Annotated in this window: 25 protein-coding genes; 11 read left to right on the top strand and 14 right to left on the bottom strand. The window is 73.2% G+C overall.

The window, feature by feature from the left end:
- Nucleotides 1-46 precede the first annotated feature (46 nt).
- Nucleotides 47-1,879, top strand: coding sequence for a glycoside hydrolase family 15 protein (locus AB0A90_RS12130; protein WP_357245490.1), 1,833 nt, complete (start codon nt 47-49; stop codon nt 1,877-1,879).
- 37 nt (nt 1,880-1,916) lie between these two features.
- Complete coding sequence (locus tag AB0A90_RS12125; protein WP_357245487.1) at nt 1,917-2,417, top strand: YfcE family phosphodiesterase; 501 nt, start codon at nt 1,917-1,919, stop codon at nt 2,415-2,417.
- Between the two features lie 19 nt (nt 2,418-2,436).
- On the opposite strand, the gene AB0A90_RS12120 is transcribed toward AB0A90_RS12125, so the two are convergent.
- Complete coding sequence (locus AB0A90_RS12120; RefSeq protein WP_357245484.1) at nt 2,437-2,652, bottom strand: DUF3072 domain-containing protein; 216 nt, start codon at nt 2,650-2,652, stop codon at nt 2,437-2,439.
- A 108-nt stretch (nt 2,653-2,760) separates the two neighbouring features.
- On the opposite strand from AB0A90_RS12120, the gene AB0A90_RS12115 reads away from it, so the two are divergent.
- Nucleotides 2,761-3,699, top strand: coding sequence for an FAD-dependent oxidoreductase (locus AB0A90_RS12115; protein ID WP_357246165.1), 939 nt, complete (start codon nt 2,761-2,763; stop codon nt 3,697-3,699).
- 9 nt (nt 3,700-3,708) lie between these two features.
- On the opposite strand, the gene AB0A90_RS12110 is transcribed toward AB0A90_RS12115, so the two are convergent.
- From AB0A90_RS12110 to AB0A90_RS12100, 3 genes are all read right to left on the bottom strand, one after another.
- Complete coding sequence (locus AB0A90_RS12110; RefSeq protein ID WP_357245481.1) at nt 3,709-5,004, bottom strand: cation:proton antiporter; 1,296 nt, start codon at nt 5,002-5,004, stop codon at nt 3,709-3,711.
- Nucleotides 5,005-5,110: 106 nt separating this feature from the next.
- A complete protein-coding gene (locus tag AB0A90_RS12105; protein WP_357245478.1) occupies nt 5,111-5,788 on the bottom strand; it encodes an HAD family hydrolase in 678 nt (225 codons plus the stop codon).
- A gap of 25 nt (nt 5,789-5,813) precedes the next feature.
- A complete protein-coding gene (locus tag AB0A90_RS12100; RefSeq protein ID WP_357245475.1) occupies nt 5,814-7,952 on the bottom strand; it encodes a SpoIIE family protein phosphatase in 2,139 nt (712 codons plus the stop codon).
- 198 nt (nt 7,953-8,150) lie between these two features.
- On the opposite strand from AB0A90_RS12100, the gene AB0A90_RS12095 reads away from it, so the two are divergent.
- Nucleotides 8,151-8,963 carry a hypothetical protein gene (locus AB0A90_RS12095; RefSeq protein ID WP_357245474.1) on the top strand — a complete coding sequence of 271 codons (813 nt, stop codon included), beginning with the start codon at nt 8,151-8,153 and terminating at the stop codon, nt 8,961-8,963.
- Between the two features lie 74 nt (nt 8,964-9,037).
- Here AB0A90_RS12095 and AB0A90_RS12090 read toward each other — a convergent pair whose 3' ends face one another.
- The gene (locus AB0A90_RS12090) at nt 9,038-9,391 is read right to left on the bottom strand and encodes a DUF6401 family natural product biosynthesis protein (protein WP_357245471.1); all 354 of its coding nucleotides are present in this window, start codon (nt 9,389-9,391) and stop codon (nt 9,038-9,040) included.
- A gap of 194 nt (nt 9,392-9,585) precedes the next feature.
- A complete protein-coding gene (locus AB0A90_RS12085) occupies nt 9,586-9,795 on the bottom strand; it encodes a hypothetical protein (protein ID WP_357245468.1) in 210 nt (69 codons plus the stop codon).
- Nucleotides 9,796-9,953: 158 nt separating this feature from the next.
- Here AB0A90_RS12085 and AB0A90_RS12080 point away from each other — a divergent pair, with 158 nt between their 5' ends.
- The gene (locus AB0A90_RS12080; protein WP_357245466.1) at nt 9,954-11,225 is read left to right on the top strand and encodes an MFS transporter; all 1,272 of its coding nucleotides are present in this window, start codon (nt 9,954-9,956) and stop codon (nt 11,223-11,225) included.
- Here the strand turns inward: AB0A90_RS12080 and AB0A90_RS12075 are convergent.
- The 4 genes from AB0A90_RS12075 to AB0A90_RS12060 all read right to left on the bottom strand — a co-directional run bounded on the left by AB0A90_RS12075 (nt 11,183) and on the right by AB0A90_RS12060 (nt 13,551).
- Nucleotides 11,183-11,443, bottom strand: coding sequence for a hypothetical protein (locus tag AB0A90_RS12075; protein ID WP_357245463.1), 261 nt, complete (start codon nt 11,441-11,443; stop codon nt 11,183-11,185). The genes AB0A90_RS12080 and AB0A90_RS12075 overlap by 43 nt on opposite strands.
- A 102-nt stretch (nt 11,444-11,545) precedes the next feature.
- Nucleotides 11,546-12,007, bottom strand: coding sequence for an SRPBCC family protein (locus tag AB0A90_RS12070; protein ID WP_357245460.1), 462 nt, complete (start codon nt 12,005-12,007; stop codon nt 11,546-11,548).
- A gap of 50 nt (nt 12,008-12,057) precedes the next feature.
- The gene (locus AB0A90_RS12065) at nt 12,058-12,474 is read right to left on the bottom strand and encodes a DUF2795 domain-containing protein (RefSeq protein ID WP_110564927.1); all 417 of its coding nucleotides are present in this window, start codon (nt 12,472-12,474) and stop codon (nt 12,058-12,060) included.
- Nucleotides 12,475-12,564: 90 nt separating this feature from the next.
- Nucleotides 12,565-13,551 carry a YihY/virulence factor BrkB family protein gene (locus AB0A90_RS12060; protein ID WP_357245457.1) on the bottom strand — a complete coding sequence of 329 codons (987 nt, stop codon included), beginning with the start codon at nt 13,549-13,551 and terminating at the stop codon, nt 12,565-12,567.
- Between the two features lie 176 nt (nt 13,552-13,727).
- On the opposite strand from AB0A90_RS12060, the gene AB0A90_RS12055 reads away from it, so the two are divergent.
- On the top strand, nt 13,728-14,129 hold the full coding sequence (locus AB0A90_RS12055) for a ChaB family protein (RefSeq protein ID WP_357245454.1): 402 nt from the start codon (nt 13,728-13,730) through the stop codon (nt 14,127-14,129).
- 69 nt (nt 14,130-14,198) lie between these two features.
- Here AB0A90_RS12055 and AB0A90_RS12050 read toward each other — a convergent pair whose 3' ends face one another.
- A complete protein-coding gene (locus AB0A90_RS12050; protein WP_357245451.1) occupies nt 14,199-15,632 on the bottom strand; it encodes an aldehyde dehydrogenase family protein in 1,434 nt (477 codons plus the stop codon).
- 72 nt (nt 15,633-15,704) lie between these two features.
- Here AB0A90_RS12050 and AB0A90_RS12045 point away from each other — a divergent pair, with 72 nt between their 5' ends.
- Nucleotides 15,705-17,312, top strand: a complete 1,608-nt coding sequence (locus AB0A90_RS12045) for an NAD(P)/FAD-dependent oxidoreductase (protein WP_357245448.1) — start codon at nt 15,705-15,707, stop codon at nt 17,310-17,312.
- A 153-nt stretch (nt 17,313-17,465) separates the two neighbouring features.
- Here AB0A90_RS12045 and AB0A90_RS12040 read toward each other — a convergent pair whose 3' ends face one another.
- The 3 genes from AB0A90_RS12040 to AB0A90_RS12030 form a co-directional block, all read right to left on the bottom strand.
- On the bottom strand, nt 17,466-18,233 hold the full coding sequence (locus AB0A90_RS12040; RefSeq protein ID WP_357245445.1) for a polyprenol monophosphomannose synthase: 768 nt from the start codon (nt 18,231-18,233) through the stop codon (nt 17,466-17,468).
- Nucleotides 18,234-18,440: 207 nt separating this feature from the next.
- Nucleotides 18,441-19,442, bottom strand: coding sequence for an SDR family oxidoreductase (locus AB0A90_RS12035; protein WP_357245442.1), 1,002 nt, complete (start codon nt 19,440-19,442; stop codon nt 18,441-18,443).
- Nucleotides 19,439-19,867, bottom strand: coding sequence for an SRPBCC family protein (locus AB0A90_RS12030; RefSeq protein WP_357245440.1), 429 nt, complete (start codon nt 19,865-19,867; stop codon nt 19,439-19,441). The genes AB0A90_RS12035 and AB0A90_RS12030 overlap by 4 nt, the downstream gene beginning before the upstream one ends.
- Before the next feature lie 301 nt (nt 19,868-20,168).
- On the opposite strand from AB0A90_RS12030, the gene AB0A90_RS12025 reads away from it, so the two are divergent.
- The 4 genes from AB0A90_RS12025 to AB0A90_RS12010 are packed head-to-tail and all read left to right on the top strand — an operon-like array spanning nt 20,169 to nt 24,575.
- Nucleotides 20,169-21,734 carry an HAD-IIIA family hydrolase gene (locus tag AB0A90_RS12025; protein ID WP_357245438.1) on the top strand — a complete coding sequence of 522 codons (1,566 nt, stop codon included), beginning with the start codon at nt 20,169-20,171 and terminating at the stop codon, nt 21,732-21,734.
- Nucleotides 21,731-22,705, top strand: a complete 975-nt coding sequence (locus AB0A90_RS12020; RefSeq protein ID WP_357245436.1) for a glycosyltransferase — start codon at nt 21,731-21,733, stop codon at nt 22,703-22,705. The genes AB0A90_RS12025 and AB0A90_RS12020 overlap by 4 nt, the downstream gene beginning before the upstream one ends.
- Complete coding sequence (locus AB0A90_RS12015) at nt 22,690-23,907, top strand: glycosyltransferase (protein WP_357245434.1); 1,218 nt, start codon at nt 22,690-22,692, stop codon at nt 23,905-23,907. Before AB0A90_RS12020 ends, AB0A90_RS12015 begins: the two co-directional genes overlap by 16 nt.
- Entirely contained in the window at nt 23,904-24,575 is a 672-nt protein-coding gene (locus AB0A90_RS12010; RefSeq protein WP_357246162.1) for an SIS domain-containing protein, read from the top strand. Before AB0A90_RS12015 ends, AB0A90_RS12010 begins: the two co-directional genes overlap by 4 nt.
- The last annotated feature ends 15 nt before the right edge of the window (nt 24,576-24,590 follow it).

Raw genomic sequence — 24,590 nt, 5'->3', positions numbered from 1 at the left:
CCCCGGCTCGGAGGAATGGGGGCGGGCGGCCCGGGTAGCCAGGCGGGTGGAGAACGGACAGATCAGCGACTACGGGTTTCTCGCCGACGGACGCAGCGCGGCGCTGGTGGACTCCCTGGGCTCGGTTAACTGGTGGTGCCCGGGGCGGTTCGACGCCCCGTCGGTGTTCGGCCGGCTGCTCGACGAGGGCGCTGGACACTGGTCGATCCGGCCGGAGGCCGATTTCACAGTCGAACGTTGCTACCTCGACAACACCCTCGTGCTGCGGACCGTCTTCCGCACCGCGCAGGGGGACGTCGCGCTCACCGACGCGCTCGCCTTCGAGCCCGGCAGCCGTGGTCACGACATCGGGATGCGCTCCCCGCAGGTGCTGGTCCGCAGCGTGCAGGGGCTCACCGGCGCGGTGCCAATGCGGGTGCACTACCGGCCGCGCTTCGAGTACGGGCGCACCATCGCGTACCTGGTCGAGCGCGCGGACATGCTCGAAGCCATCGCCGGGGCCGCGCGGCTCACCTTCCGCAGCAGCGTGCGGTTGACGTGCGGCGAGGACGGCGATGCCACGGCGACGTTCACCGTCCGCGCCGGCGCGACCCACAACTTCACCCTCGGGTACGCCCCGACCTACGACGCCCCCCTGCCGGAGGTGCCGGACGCCGACCAGACGATCGCCGACACCGTCGCCGGTTGGCAGTCCTGGGCCGACGAGCACCACTACGAGGGCCTCTACGCCGAGGAGGTGCGGCGCAGCGGGCTGGTTATACAGGGCATGACGTACCGGCCCAGTGGCGCCGTGGTGGCCTCGGTGACCACCTCGCTGCCGGAGGAGCTCGGCGGAGACCGCAACTACGACTACCGCTACGTCTGGGTGCGCGACTTCAGCCACACCCTGCGGGCACTGTGGCGGTCGGCGTGCTTCGACGAGGTGCGGCGACAGTTCGCCTGGTTGGGGCGGGCCATGGGCCGGATCGACGACCAGCCGGTACCCATCATGTACGGGGTGCTGGGGGAGCGGGACCTCACCGAACACCGGCTCGACCAACTCGGCGGATACCGCCACAGCCCGCCGGTGGTGACCGGTAACGACGCGTGGCGGCAGCGGCAGAACGACATCTACGGCGCGGCCATGGACGCCGCCTGGCTGATGCGGGACCAGTTGGAGCCGTTCGACCCGGAGGTCTACCACTTGCTCCGGGTGCTCGCCGACCAGGCCGAGCAGGACTGGAGACAGCCCGACGCGGGGATGTGGGAGGAGCGAGGCGTCCAACACCACCACGTGTCCTCGAAGGTGGAGTGCTGGGTCGCCCTGGACCGGGCGGTCCGCTTCGGCGACCAGCTCGGCGAGCCGCAGGACCTGGCCCGCTGGACGGCGGCCCGGGACGAGGTGCGCGCGGCGATCCTCACGCGGGGGTGGAGCGACCGGCTCCAGTCGTACACCGGGATCTTCGACTCCGACGAGCTGGACGCGTCCGTGCTGGTGATGCCGCTGGTGGGTTTCCTGCGGGCCGACGACCCGCGGATGCGCGCGACGGTCCGCGCGGTGGAACGGGGGCTGTCGCACGACGGCCTGCTGCGGCGCTGGGACGGTGACCCGGCGGGCTTCGTCATCTGTTCGTTCTGGCTGGTGAGTTGCCTGGCGTTGGCCGGCGAGCGGGACCGGGCGCACGAGTTGTTTCGCGATCTGGCTGGTCGGGTCAACGACCTGGGCCTGTTCGCCGAGCAGATCAATCAACAGACCGGGGAGCAGTTGGGCAACTTCCCGCAGGCGTTCTCGCACATCGGCCTGATCAATGCCGCCGGAGTGCTCACCGACGTCGAGCGGAACCCGACGTTGCGCGAGTGCGGGATGCCCCCGGCGTACTTCACCCCGACGGGTCGTTAGCCGGGCGGGTCGTCGGGGCACGCGGGAGAATGGCCGGATGCGGTTGGTGCTCACGGCGGACACCCACGTACCGAAGCGGGCCCGGGACCTGCCCGACCCGCTCTGGGCGCCGATCGAGGCCGCGGACGTGGTGGTGCACGCCGGTGACTGGGTGGACGCGGCGCTGCTCGACGCGATGACCGCGCGGTCGCGCCGGCTGGTCGGGGTGTACGGCAACAACGACGGGCCGGTGCTGCGCGCCCGGCTGCCGGAGGTGGCCCGGGTCGACCTCGACGGCCTGTGCGTCGCCGTGGTGCACGAGACCGGGCCACGCACCGGTCGGGAGAAGCGGTGTGCGGCCCGGTTTCCCGATGTCGACGTGCTGGTCTTCGGGCACTCGCACATCCCCTGGGACACCGAGGCGCCCGGTGGTCTGCGCCTGCTCAACCCCGGCTCGCCCACCGACCGGCGTTCCCAACCCCACGCCACCTACCTCACCGCCGAGGTACACGGGGGCAGCCTGACCGAGGTGCGCCTGCACGCCCTGCCCCGTCCCTGACCGCCCCCGCAACCCGGGGTTACTGGCCTCGGCCGGTCTTGGCCTGGAGCTCGTCGATGCGCTTGGAGGCCTCGGCCTTGGTCAGGTCGTCCGGGAGATCCGCGTGGGCCTCCCGAGCCAGCGTGCCCAGGTAGGACTCCTGGGCGGCGGTCGGCGGCTCGTCACCGGTGACCCACTCGTCCGGGTCCTTGATCGCGGCGTTCTGGTCGGCCTGCTCGGTGCGGCGGTCCGTCATCACTCATCACCCTTTCTTTCGAACAGTTGTGCCAGTACCCAGGTCATCGGTGGTTCATGCCCGAACACCGCCACCTACGATCATCGAATGAGCGTGGACCGGTCGGGTGTGGTGGTGGTCGGGGCGGGCATCGCCGGGGTGGCCTGTGCGGTGGAGTTGACACGGGCCGGGGTGCCGGTGCGGGTCCGGGAGCGAGGGCACGTCTGCGGTGGCCGCATGGCCAGCAAGCGCTTCGAGGGACGACCCGCGGACATCGGGGCGGCGTACTTCACCGCCACCGACCCGGACTTCGTCGCCGTCACCGAGCAGTGGCGCGCCGCCGGTCTGGTCCGGGAGTGGACCGACACCTTCCAGGCGTACGACGAGAACGGGCGCCACGACGTGCCCGGTCCGATGCGCTTCGCCGCCCCGCGTGGGCTGCGTTCGCTTGTCGAACACCTGGCCAGCGAGGTGCCGGTGACCGTGGATCGGCTGGTGCTCGGCGTGGAGCCCGGCCCGGCCGTGGACGGCGAACCGTGCGCCGCGGTCGCGCTGGCCATGCCCGGTCCGCAGGCCGCCCTGCTGCTCGACCCGGCGCTGACCGACGCCACCCGCGCCGTGCAGGCACAACGCTGGTCACCGTCCCTGGCCGTGGTGCTGCGCTTCCCGACCCGGCGGTGGCCGGACTTCCGCGGCGCGTTCGTCAACGGCCATCCCGTCGTCAATCTCGTCTGCGACGACGGCGACCGGCGCGGTGACGGCGCTCCGGTGCTCGTCGCGCACACGGTGCCGGAATTCGCCGCCGGGCACCTGGCCCAGCCCACCGGTGCCGCCCCGGCCGTCGAGCAGGCCGTCCGGGACCTGTTGGGGTTGCCCGAACAGGCCGTCGACGTGCGGGTGCACCGTTGGACGTACGCGAAGCCTTCAAGCGGTGCCACCGGTGCCACCTACCACCTGGATGCCGACGGGATCGGCCTGGCCGGCGACGCGTTCGGCAAACCTCGGGTGCAGAGTGCCTGGCGCTCCGGTCGGGACCTGGGCCGCGCCATCGCCGCCCGCCTGGCCTGACCTGTTCGTTCAGGAGTGGCCGGCTGCGGCGACCGGCCGGGCGTCGGCGTCCCGCTCGGCCGGGTCGGAGGTGCGTTCGCCCTCCCGGTCGAGCAGCTGCATGACCGGGGTCGCCGTGATGCCGTGCACCACCACGGACACGAGCACCACCAGCCCGACGGTCGCCCACAGCAGCTCGGCCTGCGGGAAGTCCGCCTTCGTGGTGGCGTACGCGAGGTAGTAGAACGAGCCGACACCGCGGATGCCGAACAACGAGATCACCCAGTGCTCGGCCGGTCGCCCCGGCGCGCCCCGCAGCGACAACCAGCCGAACAGCGGCCGGATCAGGAACACCAGCGCCAACCCGACGGCGGCCGCCGGCCAGGTCAGCGGCGCCAGCAGACCACCCACGATCGCGCCGCCGAGCAGCAGCAACAGCACCAGGGTGAGCAGCCGTTCGACCTGCTCGGCGAAGTCGTGCAGCACCGAGTGGAACTGGTGGGTCCGCTCGGCGGCCCGGATGGCCCGCGCGGCCACGAACACCGCCAGGAAGCCGTACCCGCCGACGACCTCGACCAGCCCGTACGCCAGGAACGTGGCGGCCAGCGCCAGGAAGCCCTCGGCGTGCCGGGCCAGCCGCAGCTCACTGGGCGCGCGGAAGAACAGCTTGCCGAGCAACCAGCCGATCAGCAGCCCACCGCCGACCCCGACGCCCACCTTCCAGAGCACGTCGACGGTGAACCACTCGGCCATCCAGTCGCCCGGGGCGAGGCTGGTCGAGGCGATGGCGATGGCGGCGTAGACGAACGGGAACGCCAGCCCGTCGTTGAGGCCGGCTTCCGAGGTCAACGCGAAGCGGACTTCGTCCTCGGAGTCCTCCACGTCCGTCGGCTCGCCGACCTGCACGTCGGCGGCGAGCACCGGATCGGTCGGGGCCAGCGCGGCGCCCAACAACAGGGCGGCGGCCGGCACCAGGCCCGCCCACCACCAGCCGAGCAGGGTCACCGCCGCGATGCACAGGGGCATGGCGATGGCCAGCAGCCGCCAGGTGGACGACCACCGCTGCCAACTCAACGGTCGGTCGATCTTGAGCCCGGCGCCCATCAGCGCAACGATCACGCCGATCTCGGTGAGATGGGTGGTCAGCTCCGGGTGGGCCAGCGGGTCCGGTGTCGGCAGCCCGACCGGCAGCAGGAACACCAGCATGCCGAGGGCGAGGAAGGCGATCGGCATGGACAGCGGACGCTGCTCCAGGACCCGGGGCAGGATGCCCGCGAGCAGAGCGCCCAGGCCCACAAGCGCGAACGCCACGTCTACCGGCTCCACGGCACCACCTTTCGGCCGCACCCGCGGGGCGCGGGCAGGTGGTGACAGACCTTGCCCCGCAACGGCACCGGCTATGCGCGTACGTGCCGGTGAACCCGAGTGATCCTCAGCGCGGTCGGGTCAGTGGCGAGTCCGCCAATTCGTCGAGCAGCGCGGCCGGGTCGTCGTACACCGCCACCGCGCCGGCGCCGGCGAGTTCGCCGCGGCTGGTGCCGCCGCAGGTCACCCCGACGCACGGAATGTTGAGCTTGCCGGCCGCGACGACGTCCCACACCGAGTCGCCGACGAAGACCACCCGCTCGGCGGCCAACCCGGACTGCTCCAGCGCGGCGACCAGGATGTCCGGGGCCGGCTTGCTCTGCTGGGCGTCCGCCGAGGAGGTGACCGTGTCGATCACGTCGTCGGCGGCCAGCGCCCGGCGCAGTGCGCCCACCTCGGACTCGGAGGCGGAGGTGGCGAGCACCACCCGCAGGCCGCGCTCGGCGCAGGCGCGCAGCAGGTCCGCGGCCCGGGGCAGCGGGGTGAGGCGATCCCAGTACTCGGCGTACAGGGTGTCGTGCGCGTCAGTCAGCTTCGCGTCGGCGTCCCGGTCCCGTTCGGGGCCGAGCAGGTGGTCGAGGAGCTTGTCCGAACCCATCCCGATCGAGCGGTGCACCACCGCCATCGGCACCGGCTGGTCGGTCTGACGCAACGCCTCCCACCAACTCACGGTGTGCAGGTACGTGGTGTCCACCAGGGTCCCGTCGACGTCGAAGAGAACTCCGGCCGGCTGTTCGCTACGCATGGCGCCCTCCTACCCGTCGGGCGGCTCAGGGATGCGCGGTCGGCGGCGTCAGAATCTCGAACCAGACCGTGGAGCCGCGGACCGACGGGTCGGTGCCCCAGGCGTCGCTGAGCTCCTCGATCAGGCCCAGGCCACGCCCACGGCTGCTCAACGTGTCGGTGCGGGTCCGGGTCACGGTGCCCCGGGTGCCGGAGTCGGCGACCGAGACCAGGAGACGCTCGGGGCTGAGGTCGATCTCCACCCGGGCGGCGGTGCCGGCGTGCAGCAACGCGTTTGTGGTCAGTTCGCTGGTGCACAGCACCGCCGCCCCGATCACCGACTCGGCCACCTGCCATTCGGTGAGCTGACCGGTCATCCAGTGCCGCACGCGGCTGGGGGCGGTCGGCTCCGCGGGTACCTCCATGCTCGCCGAGCGGCTCGGCTTGAGCGCGTGCTCGACCGCGAGCACGGCCACGTCGTCCTCGGTGCCGCCGGGCACCGCCGCCGTGGCCACGGCGCAGAGGGCACGGGGGTCGCCACTGCCGGCCTTGGCGACGGCGTCGCTGAGGCCGGCCAGCCCGGCGGTGAGGCTCTGCCGACGACGCTCCACCACCCCGTCGCTGAACAGCAGCAGGGTGTCACCGGGACGGAACGGGACAGTCGTGGTGCCGGGTCGGCTGCCCAGACCCAGCGGCGGGCCGGCCGGCACGTCGACGTACTCGGCGTAGCTGCGGCCCGTCGGGTCGCTGCGGCGGATCAGCGGCGCGGGGTGCCCGGCGCTGGCCAGGGTCAGCTCCCGCCGCTCCGCGTCGATGACCCCGAACGCCACGGTGACGAACAGTTCGTGGGTGCTGGCCTCCGCGCCCAGGCTGGTGACCAGCCGGTCCAGTCCGGCCAGCACCGCGTCGGGCGCCGGATCGGCCAGGGCGAGCGCGCGCAGCGCTGCCCGGACCTGTCCCATTCGCGCGGCGGCCTGCACGTCGTGGCCCGCGACGTCGCCCAGCACCACGCCGAGCGCGCCGCCGGGCAGGAGGAACGCGTCGTAGAAGTCACCGCCGGCGGCGTTGCCGTCCACCCCCGGGTCGTAGCGGGCCGCCACCCGCAACCGGGGCAGGTCCGGCAGGTGCTCCGGCAACATGCTGCGTTGCAACAACTGGGCCGTGCCGTGCTGGGTCTCGAAGCGGCGGGCCCGCTCCGCGGCCTGGCCGATCAGCTCGACCGAGGCGGCCAGCAGCGCCCGCTCGGCGGGCGACCAGGTGTGCGGCACCTGGTAGCCGACCGCGAGCCCGCCGCGCACCACCGAGGTACCCAGGGGCAGGGCCGCCATCGAGCGGATCTTCTGATCGTGGCGGTCCACCGCGATCTCCCGCAGCGGCTGCCCGTCGCGGACGAAGAACGGGCCGGCGGAGCGGGCCGCCTGCACCACCGGGGCCGACCAGTCCGCCGGAGCGCGCCGCCAGAGCGGAGGAAGCCGCTCGTCGGCCTCGTCCAGCAACTCGCCGCGGACCCGGCGCACCATGCGCCAACCGCCGCCGCCCTCGTCGACCGCGAACGAGGCCTGGTCCGGGTCGAACGTGGTGATCGCGTACCGCAGCGCCACCCGGGCCACGTCGTCGAGGGTGAGCGTGCCGGCGAGCGCCGCGGCCACCTCGCTGAGGCTCTGCAACTGCTCGGTGACGTGGGTGGTCTCGGCCGCGACCGTCAACGTGCCGACGATCTTCCCGGTGCTGTCCCGCACCGGCGAGTAGCCCCGGGTGAAGACCGCCTGCTCCACCGTCGCGGAGTGCCCCCGCACCAGCGGCAGCGTGGACTCCTTCTCCAGGAACGGCTCGCCCTGCCGGTAGGTGCGCTCGAACACCTGACCGACGCCGGGCAGCGCCCAGATCTCGGCGAACACCTCGGCGGCCGGGCGGCCGAGCGCGCTCGGGTGTTTGGTGCCCAGCAGTTCGGCGTAACCGGCGTTGTAGAGCAGGACGAGGTCGTCTCCGTACGCCAGGGCCATCGGCATCGGCGAGGCGAGGATCAGCTCGATCACCGCCCGCACCGCGACGTCCCAGCCCTCGGGTGGACCCAACGGAGTGCCGGCCCAGTCGTGGGCGAGCACGGCAGCGGACGTACCGGCGCCGGTGGACGTACCCGGGACCGGAGTTGCTGGCGTGGGGACTCGCCCGACCGTTCCTGGCATGTTCGCAGCCTAGTCGGCTCGTCGGAAAAGGCATCCGATCATGGCCGCGGGGCGTCGCCGCGACCGTCGCGCTGCCCATCTGGGCAGTTCAGGGCACCTGCTCGTCGGCCGGCCGGGAAAAACGCGGCGCGTTGCGCGGACTGCCGGACCGGTAGCCGGGTAAGCGCCCGGCGCAGTCCATGCGACAGGAGGGACATCATGCTGAAAACCCTCGCGGTTCGGCAGGCCGACATCGGCGATGCCATCGCCGACACCTGGAGGTCGGTGCTGCTCTTCATCCCGAAGGCAGTGGCCTTCATCGTCATCCTGGTGGTCGGCTGGCTCATCGCCAGAGCCGTCCTCAAGATCGTGGATACGGTGCTGGAACGGGTGCACTTCGACCAAGCCGTCGAACGTGGCGGTATCAAACGGGCCCTGGAGAGAACGAAGTACGACGCCTCCGACATTCTGGCCAGACTGGCGTACTACGCCGTACTGCTGTTCACGCTGCAGTTCGCGTTCGGAGTCTGGGGGCCCAACGCGATCAGTGACCTGATCAGTGGCGTGGTGTCCTGGCTGCCGCGGGCGTTCGTCGCGATCGTCATCGTGGTGGTGGCGGCTGCGATCGCCAACGCCGTCCGGGATCTGGTCACCGGGGCGCTGGGCGGTCTGTCGTACGGCAAGGTCCTGGCCGACCTCGCGGCGATCTTCGTCATCGCGCTCGGCGTGATCGCCGCACTGAACCAGGTGGGTATCGCCACCACGGTGACGACCCCGGTGCTGATCGCGGTGCTCGCCACGGTGGCCGGCATCCTGATCGTCGGTGTCGGTGGCGGTCTCGTGAAGCCGATGCAGAACCGCTGGGACGGCTGGCTGGACCGGGCCGCCCGGGAAGCTCGGGCGGTGCAACAGCAGCGTCAGGCCAATGCGGCCGGGCGCAGCGACGTGGAGCGGCAGATGGCCGACCGCGGGGGCGACCGTACCCAGGCGATGCCTCGGGTGGACGAGGAAGCTCCGCAGTACCGCTCGTAGCGAGGCGGAACGGCACGGCAGGTTGGGGAGGGTGCTCCGCGCAGCGATGCGCGGGGTGCCCTCCCCGCGTCCCGTCAGGCGCCGTCGAGCGGGCGGGCCAGCGCGCAGACCGCGAGCAGCCGGGTGAGCAGCCACTCCGGGTTGCTCCAGTCCACCGGCCCGTCCGGCGGGACCCACCCGTGCTCCAGCGCGGCGGCGCGGACGCCCTCGGCGTAGCCGGCGAGGGCCGCGGCGGTCAGCGGCTGGCGGTCACCGTCGAGGCTGTCCCGCACGGCAGCCGCGTGCTGGTCGACGAGGGCCAGCAGCCCCGGTCGCGCGGCGGCGGCCGCGAGCCCGACGGTGCCGAGGGACACGGTGAGGGCGGCCAGGGTGGACCGCGCCGAGTCGACGGCGGTACGGGTGGCGACCCGGTTGAACGGCACACGCATGGTGACCGAGGCTAACCGACGGGTGACGGTGTCGCCGTCGGCCACTCGGCGGATGTCGGCTGCGCCACTGGCCGTTCGGTGCTGACCGCGGGGGTCGATCCGCCCAGACGGGCCAACGGAAGAACCACGGGCGTTGCAGGACAGGAAGGCAGGCAGCGGGACAGCGGCCGGACGGACCGGCCGGGCAGCGTGGGTCAGTCGGTTGTCGCGTCGGCCGGGCGCCGCCGCGCCGCGTCGTCGGCGATGATCACGGTCGCCACCATCAGCGCGACGCAGAGGCTGAACAGCCACGAGTCGTCGGCGACCAGCCGGGCGGACACGGGTGCCTGCAGGGCGGCGAGCAGGAAGCCGAGCCAGGCGAGCCGGCGCTGACGCGACGAGAGGATTCCGGAGCCTTGATGCATTCCGAAATTCTTACGCGAGTCAGTCCGTTTGCCGTCCTCCGATCGGCCGATTCTGGATGAGCTGTCCGTTTTCTCGACCGTCCGGACACGACTTCTTTGCGCGGCGGGCGATCGGGCGCCGACGGCACTAAAGTGCCCCTGCGGCAGGATGGTGTCCCGTGTCCACCGCGCCCGCCCGCCCCCGCGCCGCCCTGCTCCTGCTGGCCTACCTCGCGTTCGTCAGCCTCGGCCTGCCCGACGGCCTGCTCGGTGTCGCCTGGCCCTCGATCCGGGACGACTTCCACGTACCGACCGAGGCCGTCGGTCTGGTGCTCACCGCGGGCACCGTCGGCTACCTGACCTCCAGCGTGCTGGCCGGGTTCACACTGGCCCGGGTCGGCGTGGGCGCGCTGCTCGCCGCCAGCACCCTGCTGGCCAGCCTGGCCCTGGGCGGCTACGTCCTGAGCCCGGTGCTGGCCGTGCTGGTGGGCTGTGCGCTGCTGGTCGGGCTCGGGTCCGGCGCGGTCGACTCCGGGCTCAACGCGTACGCCGCCGGGGCCTTCGGGCCGCGCCACATGAACTGGTTGCACGCCTTCTTCGGCCTGGGCGTGGCGATCGGTCCGCTGATCATGACGGGGGCACTGAGCGCCGGGCTGTCCTGGCGGTGGGGGTACGGCATCGTGGCCGCCGCCCAGTTCGCCCTCGCCGTCGCGTTCGCGTTCACCGTGCGGGCCTGGCGACGCGGCAGCCCGGCCGCCACCGAGGGCGCCGCCCCGGGAGCCGAGCCCGCCGCGGCCGTCCGGGTGCCGATCCGGGCGACCCTGCGGCTGCCGGCGGTGTGGTCCGGCACGCTCGCCTTCGCGCTGTACGTCGCCATCGAGGTGTCCGCCGGCCTGTGGGCGTTCCTGCTGCTGACCGAGGGTCGGGGCCTGAGCGCGGCGGTGGCCGGCGGCTGCGTCTCCGCGTACTGGGGGAGCCTCTTCGTCGGCCGGGTCGTGCAGGGCGTGGTGGCCGAGCGCCTGGGGGCGGCGCTGGTGTTGCGCGTCAGTCTCGTCGGAATGGCCGTGGGCGCGGGGTTGATCGCCGCCCCCGGGCCGGGCGCGCTGGCGGTGCTCGGCCTGGTCGTGGTGGGGTTCGCCGCCGCGCCGGTGTTTCCCCTGCTCACCCTCACCACCGCCGACCGGGTCGGCGCGGCCCACGCCGACCGGGCCATCGGCCTACAGATCGGTGCCTCCGGCATCGGCGCGGCGCTCGCCCCAGCCGGCCTGGGTGTGGTGATCGGCAACACGTCGGTGCAGGTGCTGGGCTCGGCCCTGGTGGTGCTCGCGCTGGCGTTGATCGCGCTCTACGAGTGGGGCGCCCGTGGCGCGACCGGCCGGCCCGTGCCGGCTCAACCCGGCGGGGAGGGTCAGACGTCCGGACCGGTCCGGCCGGTGGTGGAGGGACGGTAGGGGCGCTCCGGGTCGGTCGCCTCGCGGCTGTTGCCCTGGGCCTGCCCGTCCCGGTCCGCGGCGGCCGGCCCGTGCCCGAACGCGGCTTCCTCGCCGGCGTCGTTGCCGGTCACGTCGTCGGCCTGCCCGTCGAGGCTGGAGCCCGACACCGCCTTCTCCAGCTCCTCCAGCGGAAGCCGTTCCTCGTCCCGCCACACCCTGATGTTGTCGTCGGTCATGTCTTCAGCGGTACCCGGGCGCGATGATCGCAAACGGGCGACAAGGCTCGGACACGGCGATGGCCGCCGGGATTCCGGCGGCCATCGGGTGTCGTGCGGGGATCACGGCTGCGGACGGTCCACCGAACCGCGCCATGCGCCGGTCTCCTGACCGCGCCGCTCGATGTAGGTCTTGAACCGCTCCAGGTCGCCCTTGGCACGCCGGTCGACGATGCCGAGCTTGTCGCCGGCCTGCTCGACCACGCCGTGCGGCTCGAACTCGAGCTGGAGGGTGACCCGCGTCTTGTCCGCGTCGAGCCGGTGGAAGGTCACCACGCCGGCCTGCTGGGTGCCGTCGGTCGAGCGCCAGGCGACCCGCTCGTCGGGAAGCTGTTCGGTGATCTCGGCGTCGAACTCGCGCTTCACCCCGGCGATGTCCACGGTCCAGTGGGTCATCGTGTCGGAGAGCTGCCGGACCTCCGACACGCCCTCCATGAACTGGGGGAACTCCTCGAACTGCGTCCACTGGTCGTACGCGGTGCGTACGGGCACGGAGACGTCTACATGTTCGGTCACGCCACTCATCTGAGAACCTCCTTCAGCCGCTGGTGGTCATCGGGTCGGGGGACGACCCGTCACCAGCGAGTTGTCTCGTTCTTGTTGCCGAGAGCGGCCCACACCTCGGAGACCGTCTGGTAGAGGGTGCCCTCGGGCAGTCGCTCCAACGCCGCCACGATGTCGTCCGGCGCCTCGTTCTCCCGGGCACTGGCGATGAGCACCAGGCGGTCGCCCGGCAGCGCGCTCATCGAGATGAACCGGCCCAGCCGGCTGCGCTGCTCGACGTCCGTGGAACTCATCCCCTGCGGGGTGCCGGTGCGCAGGTCTCCGGCCGGGGCGGTAGTCGTCTCCGGCTGGTCCTCGCCAGCCGGCTCCGGCACCCGCGACTCGTCGACCCGAGAGCCGCCGGTCCCCGGCCCCTGTACGAGGCCGCTGACCTCCTGACTCATCTGTTCGTCGATTCTCGGTCCGTGCTTGCTGTTGCCACGCTCCATGCCTTCTGCGCTACCCGGCACCCCGCCCGGTAAACCGGCACCGGGCCACGAACCGGCCCGCAGGCCGGACATCCGGGCGACAACCGGCGCTCAGTCGTCGGCGGGCTTGCGGGGCGGCAGCACCGGCTCGTCCGGGTCGGGGTCGCCGGCCTGCAACTGCCGCCCGCGCTGCACCTCGGCGTTGATCTGCACCCCCAGCATCAGCGCCGAGTTGGACAGGTAGAGCCAGACCAGGAACGCGATGGCCGCGCCCAGGCTGCCGTAGGTCGTCTTGTACGAGGCGAAGGTCGCCACGTAGAAGCCGAAGCCGAAGGAGACCGCCGTCCAGGAGACCAGGGCCACCGCGCCGCCGGGGGTGAGCCAGCGGAAGCGGGGTTGGCGCACGTTCGGCGCGATCCAGAACAGCAGCGACAGCAGCACCATCATGACCATGGCGAGCACCGGCCACTTCGCCACGCTCCACACCGTTCGGGCCAGGCCACCGGCGTTGATCAGATCACCCACCGCGTCGGTGACCGGGCCGCTGACGATCAGCGCGAGGGCGACCACCGCGAGCAGCACGAGCGTCACCGCGGCCAGGCCGATCTGTATCGGCCGCAACTTCCACACCGGCCGGCCCTCGGTCACCCCGTAGATGGAGTTGGAGGCCCGGGTGAACGCGCCGATGAATCCCGACGCGGACCACAGCGCGCCGAGCAGACCGAAGCTCAGCAGCACCTTGGCGTTGTGTTCCTGGACCACCACCGACCGGAGCACGCCGACCACGCCGCCGTCGTCGTTGGTCAGCACCGACCCGGCGCCCACCTGGTTGGCGAGGTCGACAACCGTGTCCAGGGTCCGCTCGCCGTCGGAGACCAGCCCGACCAGGGCGACCACCACGATGGCGGACGGAAAGAGCGCCAGGACCCCGTAGTAGGTGAGCGCGGCGGCCCAGTCGGAGCAGTTGTCGTTGACGAAGTTCTGCACACTGCGGACCAGCACCCCACGCCAGGTCCGCCAGCTCAACTGCCGCATCCGGCGGGGAACATGCGTGCCGCGCGTGTCGTCGCGCGTCGTACCGGGCTCCGTGGTCGTCATGCCCGCTCCCTGCGCCCCGGCCACCGGTATGACCGGTCGTCCGGTCGGGCCTGGCCACCGATACCCGGATCGGGAAATCGAGAAACTCGGCGGCGTCGCGCTCGCCGCACGTATGGTTTGCCGCCGCGTCGGCGGGGAACGGTCAGGGTGACCCTGTCGGCACGGAGGAGGACGAGATGCCCGGGCGCGAGGACCTGCCCAGCACGCTGCGACGCTCCCCGGAGAAGGCGCAGCGCACCTGGGAGGAGACGCACGACTCGGCGGTGGAGACCTACGGCGAGGGGGAGCGGTCGCACCGCACCGCCTTCGCCGCGGTGAAGCACCAGTTCGAGAAGGTGGGCGACCACTGGGAGCCGAAGGGCCGCAAGGGCCCCAGCGACCAGCAGGCCGCCGGCGGCGGGCCGGAACGGCGAGCCCCCACCGCCGGTGGAGTCGACGCCAACGCCAGCAAGGACCACCTCATGGCGGTGGCCCGCAAACTCGACGTGCCCGGCCGGTCCAGCATGACCAAATCGGACCTGGTCACGGCGATCGAGAAGGCCAACGACCGAGCCACCCGCAAGGCGCGCGGGGACTGACCACCACCGCGGCCGACAACACCGACACGGTACGGGCGGACGCGCCACCCCTGCGTCCGCCCGTACCGTTCACCAGTGCCCGCCGCCGGGCGCCCCGATGTGCACCGCCTTGGTGGCGGTGAACTCGTCCAGCAGCTCCGGACCGTAGCCGAAGCCCTGCCCACTGCCCCGTCGTGGGTGCGCGGCCCCTCCCGGCGCGCCCCCGAACACCGCGTTGACCTTCACGGTGCCCACCGGCAGCTCCCGCCAGGCCCGCTGCGCGTGACTCATCGACGTGGTCAGGACCGTGGCGGCCAACCCGTACGGGGAGTCCGCGGCACAGCGCAGCGCCTCGTCGAACGAGTCGACGACCACGACCGGGGCGACCGGCCCGAACGTCTCCTCCCGTACCAGCGGCATGTCGTGCCGGCAGTCGGTGACGACGGTGGCCGGATAGAACGCCCCCGGCCCGCCGGGCACCTCGCCGCCCACCCGCACCCGGGCGCCGGCCGCCACCGCCGCCGCGACCTGCCCGTGGACCTGATCCCGGTGCCGCCGGTCGACGAGTGGACCCAGCTCGGTCTCCGGGTCCATGCCCGGCCCGACCCGCAGGGCGGTGGCACGCCGCACCAGCGCGGCCACGAAGTCCTCGGCCACCTCGCGGTGTACGTAGATCCGCTCCACCGCCACACAGAGCTGCCCCGCGTTGGCGAACGCGCCCAGCGCGGCCTGCTCCGCCGCCCACTCCGGGTCCACGCCCGCGTCCACGATCAACGGATCACTGCCCCCGTTCTCCAGCACCACCTTCGCGCCGGTGCGGGCCGCGGCGGCGGCGATCGCCCGCCCGGTCGCCGTGGATCCCACGTGCGCCACCACGTCGACCTCCTGGGCGGCCAGCGCCGCACCGACCTCGGGGCCGCCGGTGAGCAGCGACAACACGCCGGCCGGCAACGCCTCGTCCAGGGCCCGGGCCAGCAGCCAACCCGTCGCGGGAGCCCGCTCGCTCGGTTTGTAGAGCACCACGTTGCCGGTCACCAGGGCGGCGCCCAGCAGCCCGCAGGAGACCGCCACCGGGTCGTTCCACGGCGTCAGCACGGCCACCACCCCGCGCGGCTGCGGGGTCATGAAGTCCAGCGCGTCCGGTGCGCCGTTCAGCGTCCGCCCGCCGCGCAGCGGAGCCAGCTCCGCGTACTGTCGCAGGGTGCCGATACCCGCCTCGACGCCGCCGCGGGCGTCCGCCAACGGCTTGCCCATCTCGGCGGTGACCGCCGCCGACAGCTCCTCGACGACCTCCGCCACGGCGTCCGCGGCCCGGTGCAGCGCGGCGGCCCGCTCGGCCGGCGCGGTCGCCGCCCACTGGGCGGCCGCGTTGCGAGCCGCCTGCGTCGCCTTGCCGACCTCGTCGGCGGTGGCCACCGGCACCGTGCTGACCGGCGAGTCGTCCGCCGGGTCGCGCACCACCAGTTCACCGCCGTCGCCGCCCGCGCCCCACACCCCACCCACCAACTGCGCAACCGTGTACATGCGGCGCTGCATGCCCCGGCCCCGGCCGGGCAAACGCGTTTCGCCCGGTTGCGCGCCGGGTAGGCGGATCGGATGACAACCACCGCCGCGCAGAGCGTGGACGCCGTCGTCGTCGGGGCCGGTCACAACGGCCTGGTGGCGGCCAACCTGCTGGCGGACGCCGGCTGGGAGGTGGTGGTCCTGGAGGCGACAGCGGTGCCCGGCGGCGCGATCCGCTCCGCCGAGGTGACCGCGCCCGGCTACCTGAGCGACCTCTACAGCTCCTTCTACCCCCTGGGGTACGCCTCACCGGTGCTGCGCGGCCTCGACCTGGGTCGGCACGGCCTGTCCTGGCGGCATGCGCCGGACGTACTGGCGCACCTGCTGCCGGACGGTCGGGCCGCGGTGATCAACCGGGACCCGGACGTCACGGCCGCCTCCCTTGAGCAGTTCGCCCCCGGCGACGGCAAGCGCTGGCTCAACGCCTACACCGACTGGTGCGAGGTGGCCGAGCCGATGCTGACGGCGATCACCACGCCGTTCCCACCGGTACGCGGCGGGCTGGGCCTGCTGCGTCAGCTGCGCGTCGCCGGTGCGCTGCGACTGGCGCGACGCCTGGTGGTGCCGGTCCGCAAGCTCGGCGACGAACTCTTCGACGGCGCCGGCGGGCCGGCCCTGCTGGCCGGCTGCGCCCTGCACACCGACCTCGCGCCGGAGGAGGCCGGCTCCGGGGTGTACGGCTGGCTGCTGGCCATGCTCGGCCAACAGATCGGCTGGCCGGTGCCCGAGGGCGGCGCGCAGCAGATCACCAACGCGCTGGTGGCCCGGCTCCAGGAGCGCGGGGGGACGATCCTCTACGGCGCCCGCGTCGACCGGGTGCTCACCGCCCGCGGCCGGGCGATGGGGGTACGCACCGAGGGCGGCACGCTGTGGCGCGCCCGCCGGGCCGTGCTCGCCGACGTGCCCGCCCCCGCGTTGTTCCTCGACCTGGTCGGCGCGGCGGCCCTGCCGTCGCGGCTGGTGGAGGACCTGGCGCACTTCCGGTGGGACGGGTCGACGCTGAAGGTGGACTGGGCTCTCTCCGCGCCGGTGCCCTGGACCAACCGGGAGCTGGCCGGCGCCGGCACCGTGCACCTCGGCGCGGACCTCGACGGGTTGACCCACTACGCGGGGGAGTTGGCCCGTGGCGAGCTGCCCCGTGACCCGTTCCTGCTGGTCGGGCAGATGTCGGTGGCCGAACCCAGCCACTCCCCGCCGGGCACCGAGTCGCTCTGGGCGTACACGCACCTGCCGTTCCGGCGGGACTGGCGGGCCGAGGACGTCGCCGGGCACGTGCAGCGCATGGAGGACGTACTGGAAGCGGCGGCGCCGGGTTTCCGGCAGCTCGTCGTCGGCCGGCACGTGGCCGGGCCGGCCGACCTGGAACGGGACAACCCGAGCCTGGTCGGAGGTGCGCTCGGCGGGGGCACCGCCGCCGCGTACCAGCAGCTGTTCCTGCGCCCGATCCCCGGCCTGGGCCGGGCGGACACCCCGGTGGACCGGCTCTTCCTGGCCAGCGCGTCGGCGCACCCCGGCGGCGGTGTCCACGGGGCACCGGGCGCGAACGCGGCCCGCGCGGCGCTGGCCCGAGACCGCGCCCTCACCGGCCGCGCCTACGCCGCAGCCATCGCCACAGCCCACCGCTCCATCTACCCCAACTAACCCCCACCCCCCTGCCCCCCCACCCCCACCCCCACTCCGCCGTCCGCCCCGGTTGATCAAGAGGTTTGCGTCAGATCCGAGGGCGTCGGTGACGCAAACCTCTTGATCAACCGAGGTGGGGTGGGTGGGGTGGGGTGGGGTGGGGGTTGGGGGTTAGCGGGTGATGTTGCGGTGTTTGTTGCGGAGGCGGAAGGGCATCAGGGCGCTCTCCACCTTGGTCGCCGTGGTCATCTTGGAGATGCCGTCGCGCCGCTCCTCGAAGCGGATCGGCACCTCCAGGATGGTGTGGCCCAACTTGGTGGCGAGGTAGTGCATCTCCACCTGGAAGCTGTAGCCGTTGGACTGCACCCGGCCCAGATCGATGTCACGCAACGCGTCCGCGCGCCAGATCTTGAAACCGGCGGTCAGGTCCCGGATGCGCACCCGCAACAGGGTGTGCACGTAGAGGTTCGCCCAGCCGCTGAGGGCCCGACGGTAGAGCGGCCAGTTCTCGTCCAGCTCCCCACCGGGCACGTAGCGGGAACCGATCACCACGCTCGCCTGGGTGGACAGCAGCGCGCCCAGCATCCCCGGCAGCGCCTCCGGCGGGTGCGACAGGTCCGCGTCCATCTGCGCCACGTACTCGGCGCCGCCCTCGACCGCCCGGGTCATCCCGTCGACGTACGCCCGGCCGAGGCCCTCCTTGCCGGCCCGGTGCACGACCTCCACCCGGTCCGGATGCTCGATGGCCAGCTTGTCGGCCACGTCGCCGGTGCCGTCGGGGGAGTTGTCGTCGGCGACGAGGATGCGCAGGCCGGGCAGCGGCAGGGCGAGGACCCGCTCCACAAGCGTGGGCAGGTTGCCCGCCTCGTTGTAGGTGGGCACGACAACGGTCAGGCGTGCGTCCCGCCACGGCGACGGCAGCTGCACAGGCTCGATCATGTGGACATCCTCGGTTTGCGGAGAGGGGCTCCCGGAAAGGGTATCCAGTTGTCACATTCGGGTTGAAGAGGCACCCCTTCCGGGCGTTGCGGACGGCGGTGCCACGGCGGGTGCGGGCATCGATCCCGCTGGTCGTGGCTGGTGCGTGCCGGTGGCCGCGACGAGCGAGTCAGCGCCTGCGACGGCGTCGATGCCGCCGCGGGGCGGTCACCGTCGGCGACGGGTCACGGCGGTGAGGCCGAGCGCCACCGCGGCGAGCGCGACACCGGACACCACCGGTTTGTGGGTGCCGACCCACAGCGCCGCCGACCGGTTGCGGGCCCGCTCGCGGAACACGCCCGCCGTGCCCCGATCCGTCTCCTCGTCGCCGGGGTGGTCCAGATTGTCCCGCCAGGTGTGTGGATCGATCTCGTCGCCGGTCTGCTGGCTGTCGTAGCCGTCGCGGGCCAGCTTCCGGTCGAGCAGACCGGGAAAGAGGATGTCGGCCAGCCGGGCCTGCCACGTCGGGCCGCCCACGTTCAGCTCCCGGGTGCCACGGTCGGCGGCCCACACGATCGCCCTGGCGGCCAGCTCCGGGGTGAAGATCGGCGGCACCGGCTGCGGATGCCGCGGCAGCCGGGTGCGTACCCAGGAGAACTGCGGGGTGTTGACGGCGGGTAGCTGCACCATCGTCAGCTTCACCCCCGGGCAGTCGTGCAGCAGTTCGGCGCGCAGCGAGTCGTTGAATCCCTGGATGGCGTGCTTGCTCGCGCAGTACGCCGACTGCAACGGGATCCCCCGGTAGGCCAACGCGGAGCCCACCTGCACGATCGTGCCCCGCGCGTGCGCCCGCATGTGCCGCAGCGCCGCCAGGGTGCCGTGCACCGTGCCCAGGTAGTTCACCTCGGTGACCCGGCGGAACTCCCGCGCCGGGATCTCCCAGGCCGGCGCGAACACCGACACCATGGCGTTGTTGATCCACACGTCGATGCCGCCCCAGCGGTGCACCACGTCGTCAGCGGCCTGCTGCACCGCGCCCGCGTCGGCCACGTCCACCCGGTAGGCGCGGACGTCGGTGGCGCCGCGCTGTCGGCACTCCCGTTCGGCGGCGGCCAGGCCCGCCTCTCCCCGCGCCAGCAGCGCCAGTCGGGCGCCCCGGGCCGCGTACGCGTGGGCCACGGCCCGACCGACGCCGGCGCTTGCTCCGGTCACCACCACCGTCGGTGTCATCGCGGCCCCTTCTGTCGGGTGGCGATGTCGGCGAGCCGGTCCAGCGTCTCCCGGTTGCGCAGGTGCAGCACCAGGTCGTTGACCTTGTTGCGGACCCAGTGCAGCGGTCCGGCGGCGAAGTCCTCCCCGAGGCGGACCCGGGTGGCGCCCCCGTCGACGGGTTGCAGCGTGAAGGCCACTATCGCCTCGCCGGCCGGCCAGAGGCCCGCCTTCAGCACGAGCCGGTGCGGGGGCTCGCAGACCAGCACCGTCGACGCGTCCTGCAAGGAGAACGGCCACGGCCCGGCCCGGTGGTGCAGCTGGCTGCCCACCCGGGGCCAGGCGTCGTCCACGGCCCGCACGTGTGCCGTGCCCACCACCCAGTCGCTGTACGTCCACCCGTCGGCGAGCACGTCGAACACCTGCTGCGGGGGAGCTTCGATCACTTTCTCCACAATCGCCACTGGGCTCCCATACCCCCGGTGGGGCGAGGGCTAACGACCGGCGGGTTAGCTTCTCCCGGACGGCGGGTAAGGCCGACCTGGGACACCGCTGGCGGCGCTGCCCACCCCCTGACCGACGACGTTTACTCCTTCGGGCGCAGGGAACCCGCCGCCTGTGCGACAGGACCAGGAGGATCCGTATCAGCGCAGGTCAGCCCCGGTTTACGCCGCTGCTGACCGCGCCGGTTCCGCCGGGTCCGGGCGCACTCCCGGCGGGAGCGCTCGACCCGTCCTCTACGACGCGGTGTTGCTGGACCGCGACGGCACCCTGATCGAGGACGTGCCGTACAACGGCGACCCGGAGAAGGTGCGGCCGGTGCCGGGGGCGCGGGCGGCGCTGGACCGGTTGCGGGCGGCCGGGCTGCGCCTGGCGGTCGTGACGAACCAGTCGGGCCTGGCCCGGGGATATTTCAGCGCGGAGCAGATGCGGGCCGTGCACGCCCGGGTCGAGGAGCTGCTGGGCCGGTTCGACGCGTGGCTGGTGTGTCCGCACGACGACGCCGACGGCTGTGACTGTCGCAAGCCGGCGCCCGGCCTGGTGTACGCCGCCGCCCGGGAGCTGGGCACGACCGCGTCGCGGTGCGTGCTGGTGGGCGACATCGGCCGGGACGTCGCCGCCGCGTTGGCCGCGGGGGCGGCGGGAGTGCTGGTACCCACCCCGGTGACCCGACCGGAGGAGATCGCCGCGGCCGGCTGGGTGGCCACCGACCTGCCGGCGGCGGTGGACGAGATCCTGCGCCGCCAACAGGCCGTGCGCCCCGCGACCTCGCCGGACGGCCAGGTGCGGACGGCGTTGGTGGTCCGCTCGGATTCGGCGGGGGACGTGCTGGTCACCGGGCCGGCGATCCGCGCGGTCGCGGCCGGAGCGCAGCGGGTGGTGCTGTTGTGCGGTCCACGCGGCCGGGCCGCCGCCGATCTGCTGCCCGGCGTCGACGAGATCATCGAGCACCCGCTGCCGTGGATCGACCCGATGCCGGGGCCGGTCGACCCGGAGGCGGTGCGGAGCCTGACCGCGCGGCTGGGTGCGGTCGGTGCGGACCAGGCGGTGGTGTTCACCTCGTTCCACCAGTCCGCGCTGCCGCTGGCGTTGCTGCTGCGGATGGCGGGGGTCGGTCGGATCGCGGCGATCAGCGACGACTACCCGGGTTCGCTGCTGGACGTCCGGCACCGGGTGCCGGTGGGTGTTCCCGAACCCGAACGTGCCCTCTCCCTCGCCGCCGCCGCCGGCCACCGGTTGCCCGCCGGCGACGAGCCCGTGCTCCGGCTGCGCCGCGACGCCGTGCCGCCGCGCCCGGCCGCTCTCGGCGACCCGGGGTACGTGGTGCTGCACCCCGGGTCGGCCGCGTCGAGCCGGGCCTGCCCGCCGGAGGTGGCGACCCGGATCGTCGGGGCGCTGACCGCCGCCGGGCACCGGGTGCTGGTCACCGGCGGCCCGGACGAGCGCGCGGTCACCGCCCGGGTGGCGGCGGCCGGCGGCACCGACCTGGGTGGTCGAACCGACCTGGCCGGCCTGGCCGGGATCATGGCGGACGCCAGCGCGGTCGTGGTCGGCAACACGGGTCCCGCACACCTGGCCGCCGCGGCCGGCGTGCCCGTGGTGAGTCTCTTCGCGCCGACCGTCCCGTTCGGCCAGTGGGGGCCCTACCGGGTGCCCACCGTCCGGCTCGGTGACGCCGCCGCACCCTGTCGGGACACCCGCGCGACAAACTGCCCGGTCCCCGGGCACCCCTGCCTGAGCGGCATCGACCCGGACGAGGTGGTCGACGCGCTGCGCACGCTGACCGTCAGCGGTGGTGGTGGCCCGCGATGAACATCCTGCTCTGGCACGTGCACGGATCCTGGACCACGTCGTTCGTGCACGGCAGCCACCGCTACCTGATCCCCACCACACCCGACCGCGGCCCCTACGGCCTCGGCCGGGCCCGCACCTACCCCTGGCCGGACAGCGCGGTCGAGGTCTTCCCGGAGGACCTGCCGGGCGCCGACGTCGACCTGGTCATCCTGCAACGTCCCGAGGAGATCGACCGGGCCGAGGCGTGGCTGCGTCGCCGCCCGGGTCGCGACATCCCGGCCGTCTACGTCGAACACAACACACCGAAGGGCGACGTGCCGAACACCCGGCACCCGATGGCCGACCGCGACGACCTGCTCATCGCCCACGTCACCGGGTTCAACCAGATCTTCTGGGACACCGGGGCCACCCGCACCACGGTGGTCGACCACGGCATCGTCGCACCCGCCGTCTCCTACACCGGCGAACTCGACCGGCTCGCCGTGGTGATCAACGAGCCGGTTCGGCGGGGTCGGGTCACCGGCACCGACCTGCTGCCCCGGTTCGCCGAGATCGCGCCGCTGGACGTGTTCGGGATGGGCGTCGCCGGTCTGGCCGACCACCTCGGGCTGCCCGCCGACCGGCTCGTCAGCCACGACGACGTGCCCCAGGACCGGATGCACGCCGAGCTGGCCCGGCGGCGCGCGTACCTGCACCTGTGCCGGTGGACCTCGCTCGGGCTCAGCCTCATCGAGGCGATGGCGATCGGGATGCCGGTCGTCGCGCTCGCCACCACCGAGGCGGTGACGGCGGTGCCCCCGGAGGCGGGCGCCCTCGCCACCCGGACCGACGTGCTGCTCGACGCCGCCCGCCGGTTCATCGCCGAACCGGCGACCGCGCGCCAGGCCGGCGCGGCGGCGCGTACCGCCGCGCGGGACAGGTATGGCCTCGACCGTTTCCTCGCTGACTGGGACCGGCTGCTGGAGGAGGAAGTATGCGGATCGCGATGATCTCGGAGCACGCCAGCCCGCTCGCCGTCCTCGGAGGGGAGGACGCCGGCGGCCAGAACACGCACGTCGCGGAGCTGTCCGCCGCGCTCGCCGCCGCCGGGCACGAGGTGCGGGTCTACACCCGCCGGGACGCGCCCGACCTGCCGGTGACCGTACGCAGCCCGGACGGGTACGACGTGGTGCACGTGCCGGCCGGCCCGGCCGAGCCGGTGGCCAAGGACGCGTTGCTGCCGCACATGCGCGACTTCAGTAGTTGGCTGATCGAACGCTGGCGGGGCGGGGACTGGGTGCCCGAGGTGATCCACGCGCACTTCTGGATGAGTGGTCTGGCGGCGCTGACCGCAGGCCGGCAGACCGGGGTGCCGGTGGTGCAGACGTACCACGCGCTGGGCACCGTGAAGCGCCGCTACCAGGGCGTGCAGGACACCAGCCCGGCCCGACGGGTCTCCTACGAGCGCGAGTTGGGCAGCTCGGTGGACCGGATCGTCGCGCAGTGCCGCGACGAGGTCGGCGAACTGGTCCGGATGGGCGTGCCCCGCTCCCGGATGACAGTGGTGCCCTCCGGAGTCAACCTCGCCACGTTCGCCCCGCTCGGGCCGGCCGCCGACCGGGAGCCGGGACGGGCCCGGATCCTCACCGTGGGCCGGCTCGTCGAACGCAAGGGCTTCCAGACCGTGATCCGCGCGATGGCCCTGGTCGGTGACGCCGAGTGCGTGGTGGTCGGCGGCCCGCCCGAGGGGCTGCTGGAGACCGACCCGTACGCCCGGCGGCTGCGGGCCCTGGCCGAGACCTGCGGGGTGGCCGACCGGGTGCACCTGGTCGGCGCGGTACCCCGCGAGGAGATGGGCCGCTGGTACCGCTCGGCGGACCTGCTGGTCGCCGCACCCTGGTACGAGCCGTTCGGGTTGACCCCGCTGGAGGCGATGGCCTGTGGGGTGCCGGTCGTCGGCACCGCCGTCGGCGGCATCCGGGACACCGTGGTCGACGGGACGACGGGCGACCTCGTGCCGGCCCGGGACCCGCAGGCGCTGGCCGGCGCGATCCAGGGCCTGCTCGACGACCGGATCAGGCGCTTCGCGTACGCCACGGCGGCCCGCGAGCGGGCCCGCACGCGGTACTCGTGGGCGGTCACCGCCGAGCGGCTGGTCGAGGTCTACAGCGAGGTTTCCGCCGTCCGTCGACCGGCCCGGGTGGTGGCCTGATGCCGGCCGGCAGCCTGCTCGACACCCACCTGACGAACCTCGCCGCGGCGCTGGTGCCGTACCGGCGCTGTGAGTCGCAGCTGGCCCGCTGGGGCGCGGACCTGGCCCACCGGCTGGCCGCCGGGGGACGCCTGCTGGTGGCCGGTAACGGTGGCAGCGCCGCCGAGGCCCAGCACCTCACGGCCGAGCTGGTCGGCAAGCTGCACGACGACCGCCAGCCGCTGTCGGCGATCGCGCTGCACGCCGAGACGAGCGCGCTCACCGCCATCGCCAACGACTACGGCTACACCGACGTGTACGCCCGTCAGGTGCGCGCGCACGGCCGCCGCGGCGACGTCCTGCTGCTGCTCAGCACCAGCGGCAGCAGCCCCAATCTGGTCAGCGCCGCCCAGGCCGCCCGCGACGCCGGCCTGACCACGTGGGCCCTCACCGGCGCCACCCCGAATCCCCTCGCCGACGCGTGCGACGAGGTGCTGGCCGTCGCGTCGCCGGACACCCAGGTCGTGCAGGAGTTGCACCTCGTGACCAGTCATCTGCTCTGCGAGTACCTCGAACAGGAGTTGGCCGCGACCACCGACCCGGCGCTCGGCCACGACGTGCCGGCGCCGGTGCGGGCCGGGGTCGAAGTGGTGCTCGACGGTGAATCCGGACAGCAGGTCGACGCGTGAGGGATGGGGAGGTAG

This window comes from Micromonospora sp. NPDC049204, from assembly GCF_040647935.1.
GTDB lineage: Bacteria > Actinomycetota > Actinomycetes > Mycobacteriales > Micromonosporaceae > Micromonospora.
The sequence above is the reverse complement of the archived record's forward strand: the minus strand, read 5'-3'. Positions and strand labels throughout refer to the sequence as shown.

What these genes read in the sequence shown, in the direction of transcription:
- AB0A90_RS12125 (WP_357245487.1), top strand. Translation starts at nt 1,917, where the DNA reads ATGCGGTTGGTGCTCACGGCGGACACCCACGTACCGAAGCGGGCCCGG.
- AB0A90_RS12120 (WP_357245484.1), bottom strand. Translation starts at nt 2,652, where the DNA reads ATGACGGACCGCCGCACCGAGCAGGCCGACCAGAACGCCGCGATCAAG.
- AB0A90_RS12105 (WP_357245478.1), bottom strand. Translation starts at nt 5,788, where the DNA reads ATGCGTAGCGAACAGCCGGCCGGAGTTCTCTTCGACGTCGACGGGACC.
- AB0A90_RS12100 (WP_357245475.1), bottom strand. Translation starts at nt 7,952, where the DNA reads ATGCCAGGAACGGTCGGGCGAGTCCCCACGCCAGCAACTCCGGTCCCG.
- AB0A90_RS12095 (WP_357245474.1), top strand. Translation starts at nt 8,151, where the DNA reads ATGCTGAAAACCCTCGCGGTTCGGCAGGCCGACATCGGCGATGCCATC.
- AB0A90_RS12090 (WP_357245471.1), bottom strand. Translation starts at nt 9,391, where the DNA reads ATGCGTGTGCCGTTCAACCGGGTCGCCACCCGTACCGCCGTCGACTCG.
- AB0A90_RS12085 (WP_357245468.1), bottom strand. Translation starts at nt 9,795, where the DNA reads ATGCATCAAGGCTCCGGAATCCTCTCGTCGCGTCAGCGCCGGCTCGCC.
- AB0A90_RS12075 (WP_357245463.1), bottom strand. Translation starts at nt 11,443, where the DNA reads ATGACCGACGACAACATCAGGGTGTGGCGGGACGAGGAACGGCTTCCG.
- AB0A90_RS12070 (WP_357245460.1), bottom strand. Translation starts at nt 12,007, where the DNA reads ATGAGTGGCGTGACCGAACATGTAGACGTCTCCGTGCCCGTACGCACC.
- AB0A90_RS12065 (WP_110564927.1), bottom strand. Translation starts at nt 12,474, where the DNA reads ATGGAGCGTGGCAACAGCAAGCACGGACCGAGAATCGACGAACAGATG.
- AB0A90_RS12060 (WP_357245457.1), bottom strand. Translation starts at nt 13,551, where the DNA reads ATGACGACCACGGAGCCCGGTACGACGCGCGACGACACGCGCGGCACG.
- AB0A90_RS12055 (WP_357245454.1), top strand. Translation starts at nt 13,728, where the DNA reads ATGCCCGGGCGCGAGGACCTGCCCAGCACGCTGCGACGCTCCCCGGAG.
- AB0A90_RS12050 (WP_357245451.1), bottom strand. Translation starts at nt 15,632, where the DNA reads ATGTACACGGTTGCGCAGTTGGTGGGTGGGGTGTGGGGCGCGGGCGGC.
- AB0A90_RS12045 (WP_357245448.1), top strand. Translation starts at nt 15,705, where the DNA reads ATGACAACCACCGCCGCGCAGAGCGTGGACGCCGTCGTCGTCGGGGCC.
- AB0A90_RS12040 (WP_357245445.1), bottom strand. Translation starts at nt 18,233, where the DNA reads ATGATCGAGCCTGTGCAGCTGCCGTCGCCGTGGCGGGACGCACGCCTG.
- AB0A90_RS12035 (WP_357245442.1), bottom strand. Translation starts at nt 19,442, where the DNA reads ATGACACCGACGGTGGTGGTGACCGGAGCAAGCGCCGGCGTCGGTCGG.
- AB0A90_RS12020 (WP_357245436.1), top strand. Translation starts at nt 21,731, where the DNA reads ATGAACATCCTGCTCTGGCACGTGCACGGATCCTGGACCACGTCGTTC.
- AB0A90_RS12015 (WP_357245434.1), top strand. Translation starts at nt 22,690, where the DNA reads ATGCGGATCGCGATGATCTCGGAGCACGCCAGCCCGCTCGCCGTCCTC.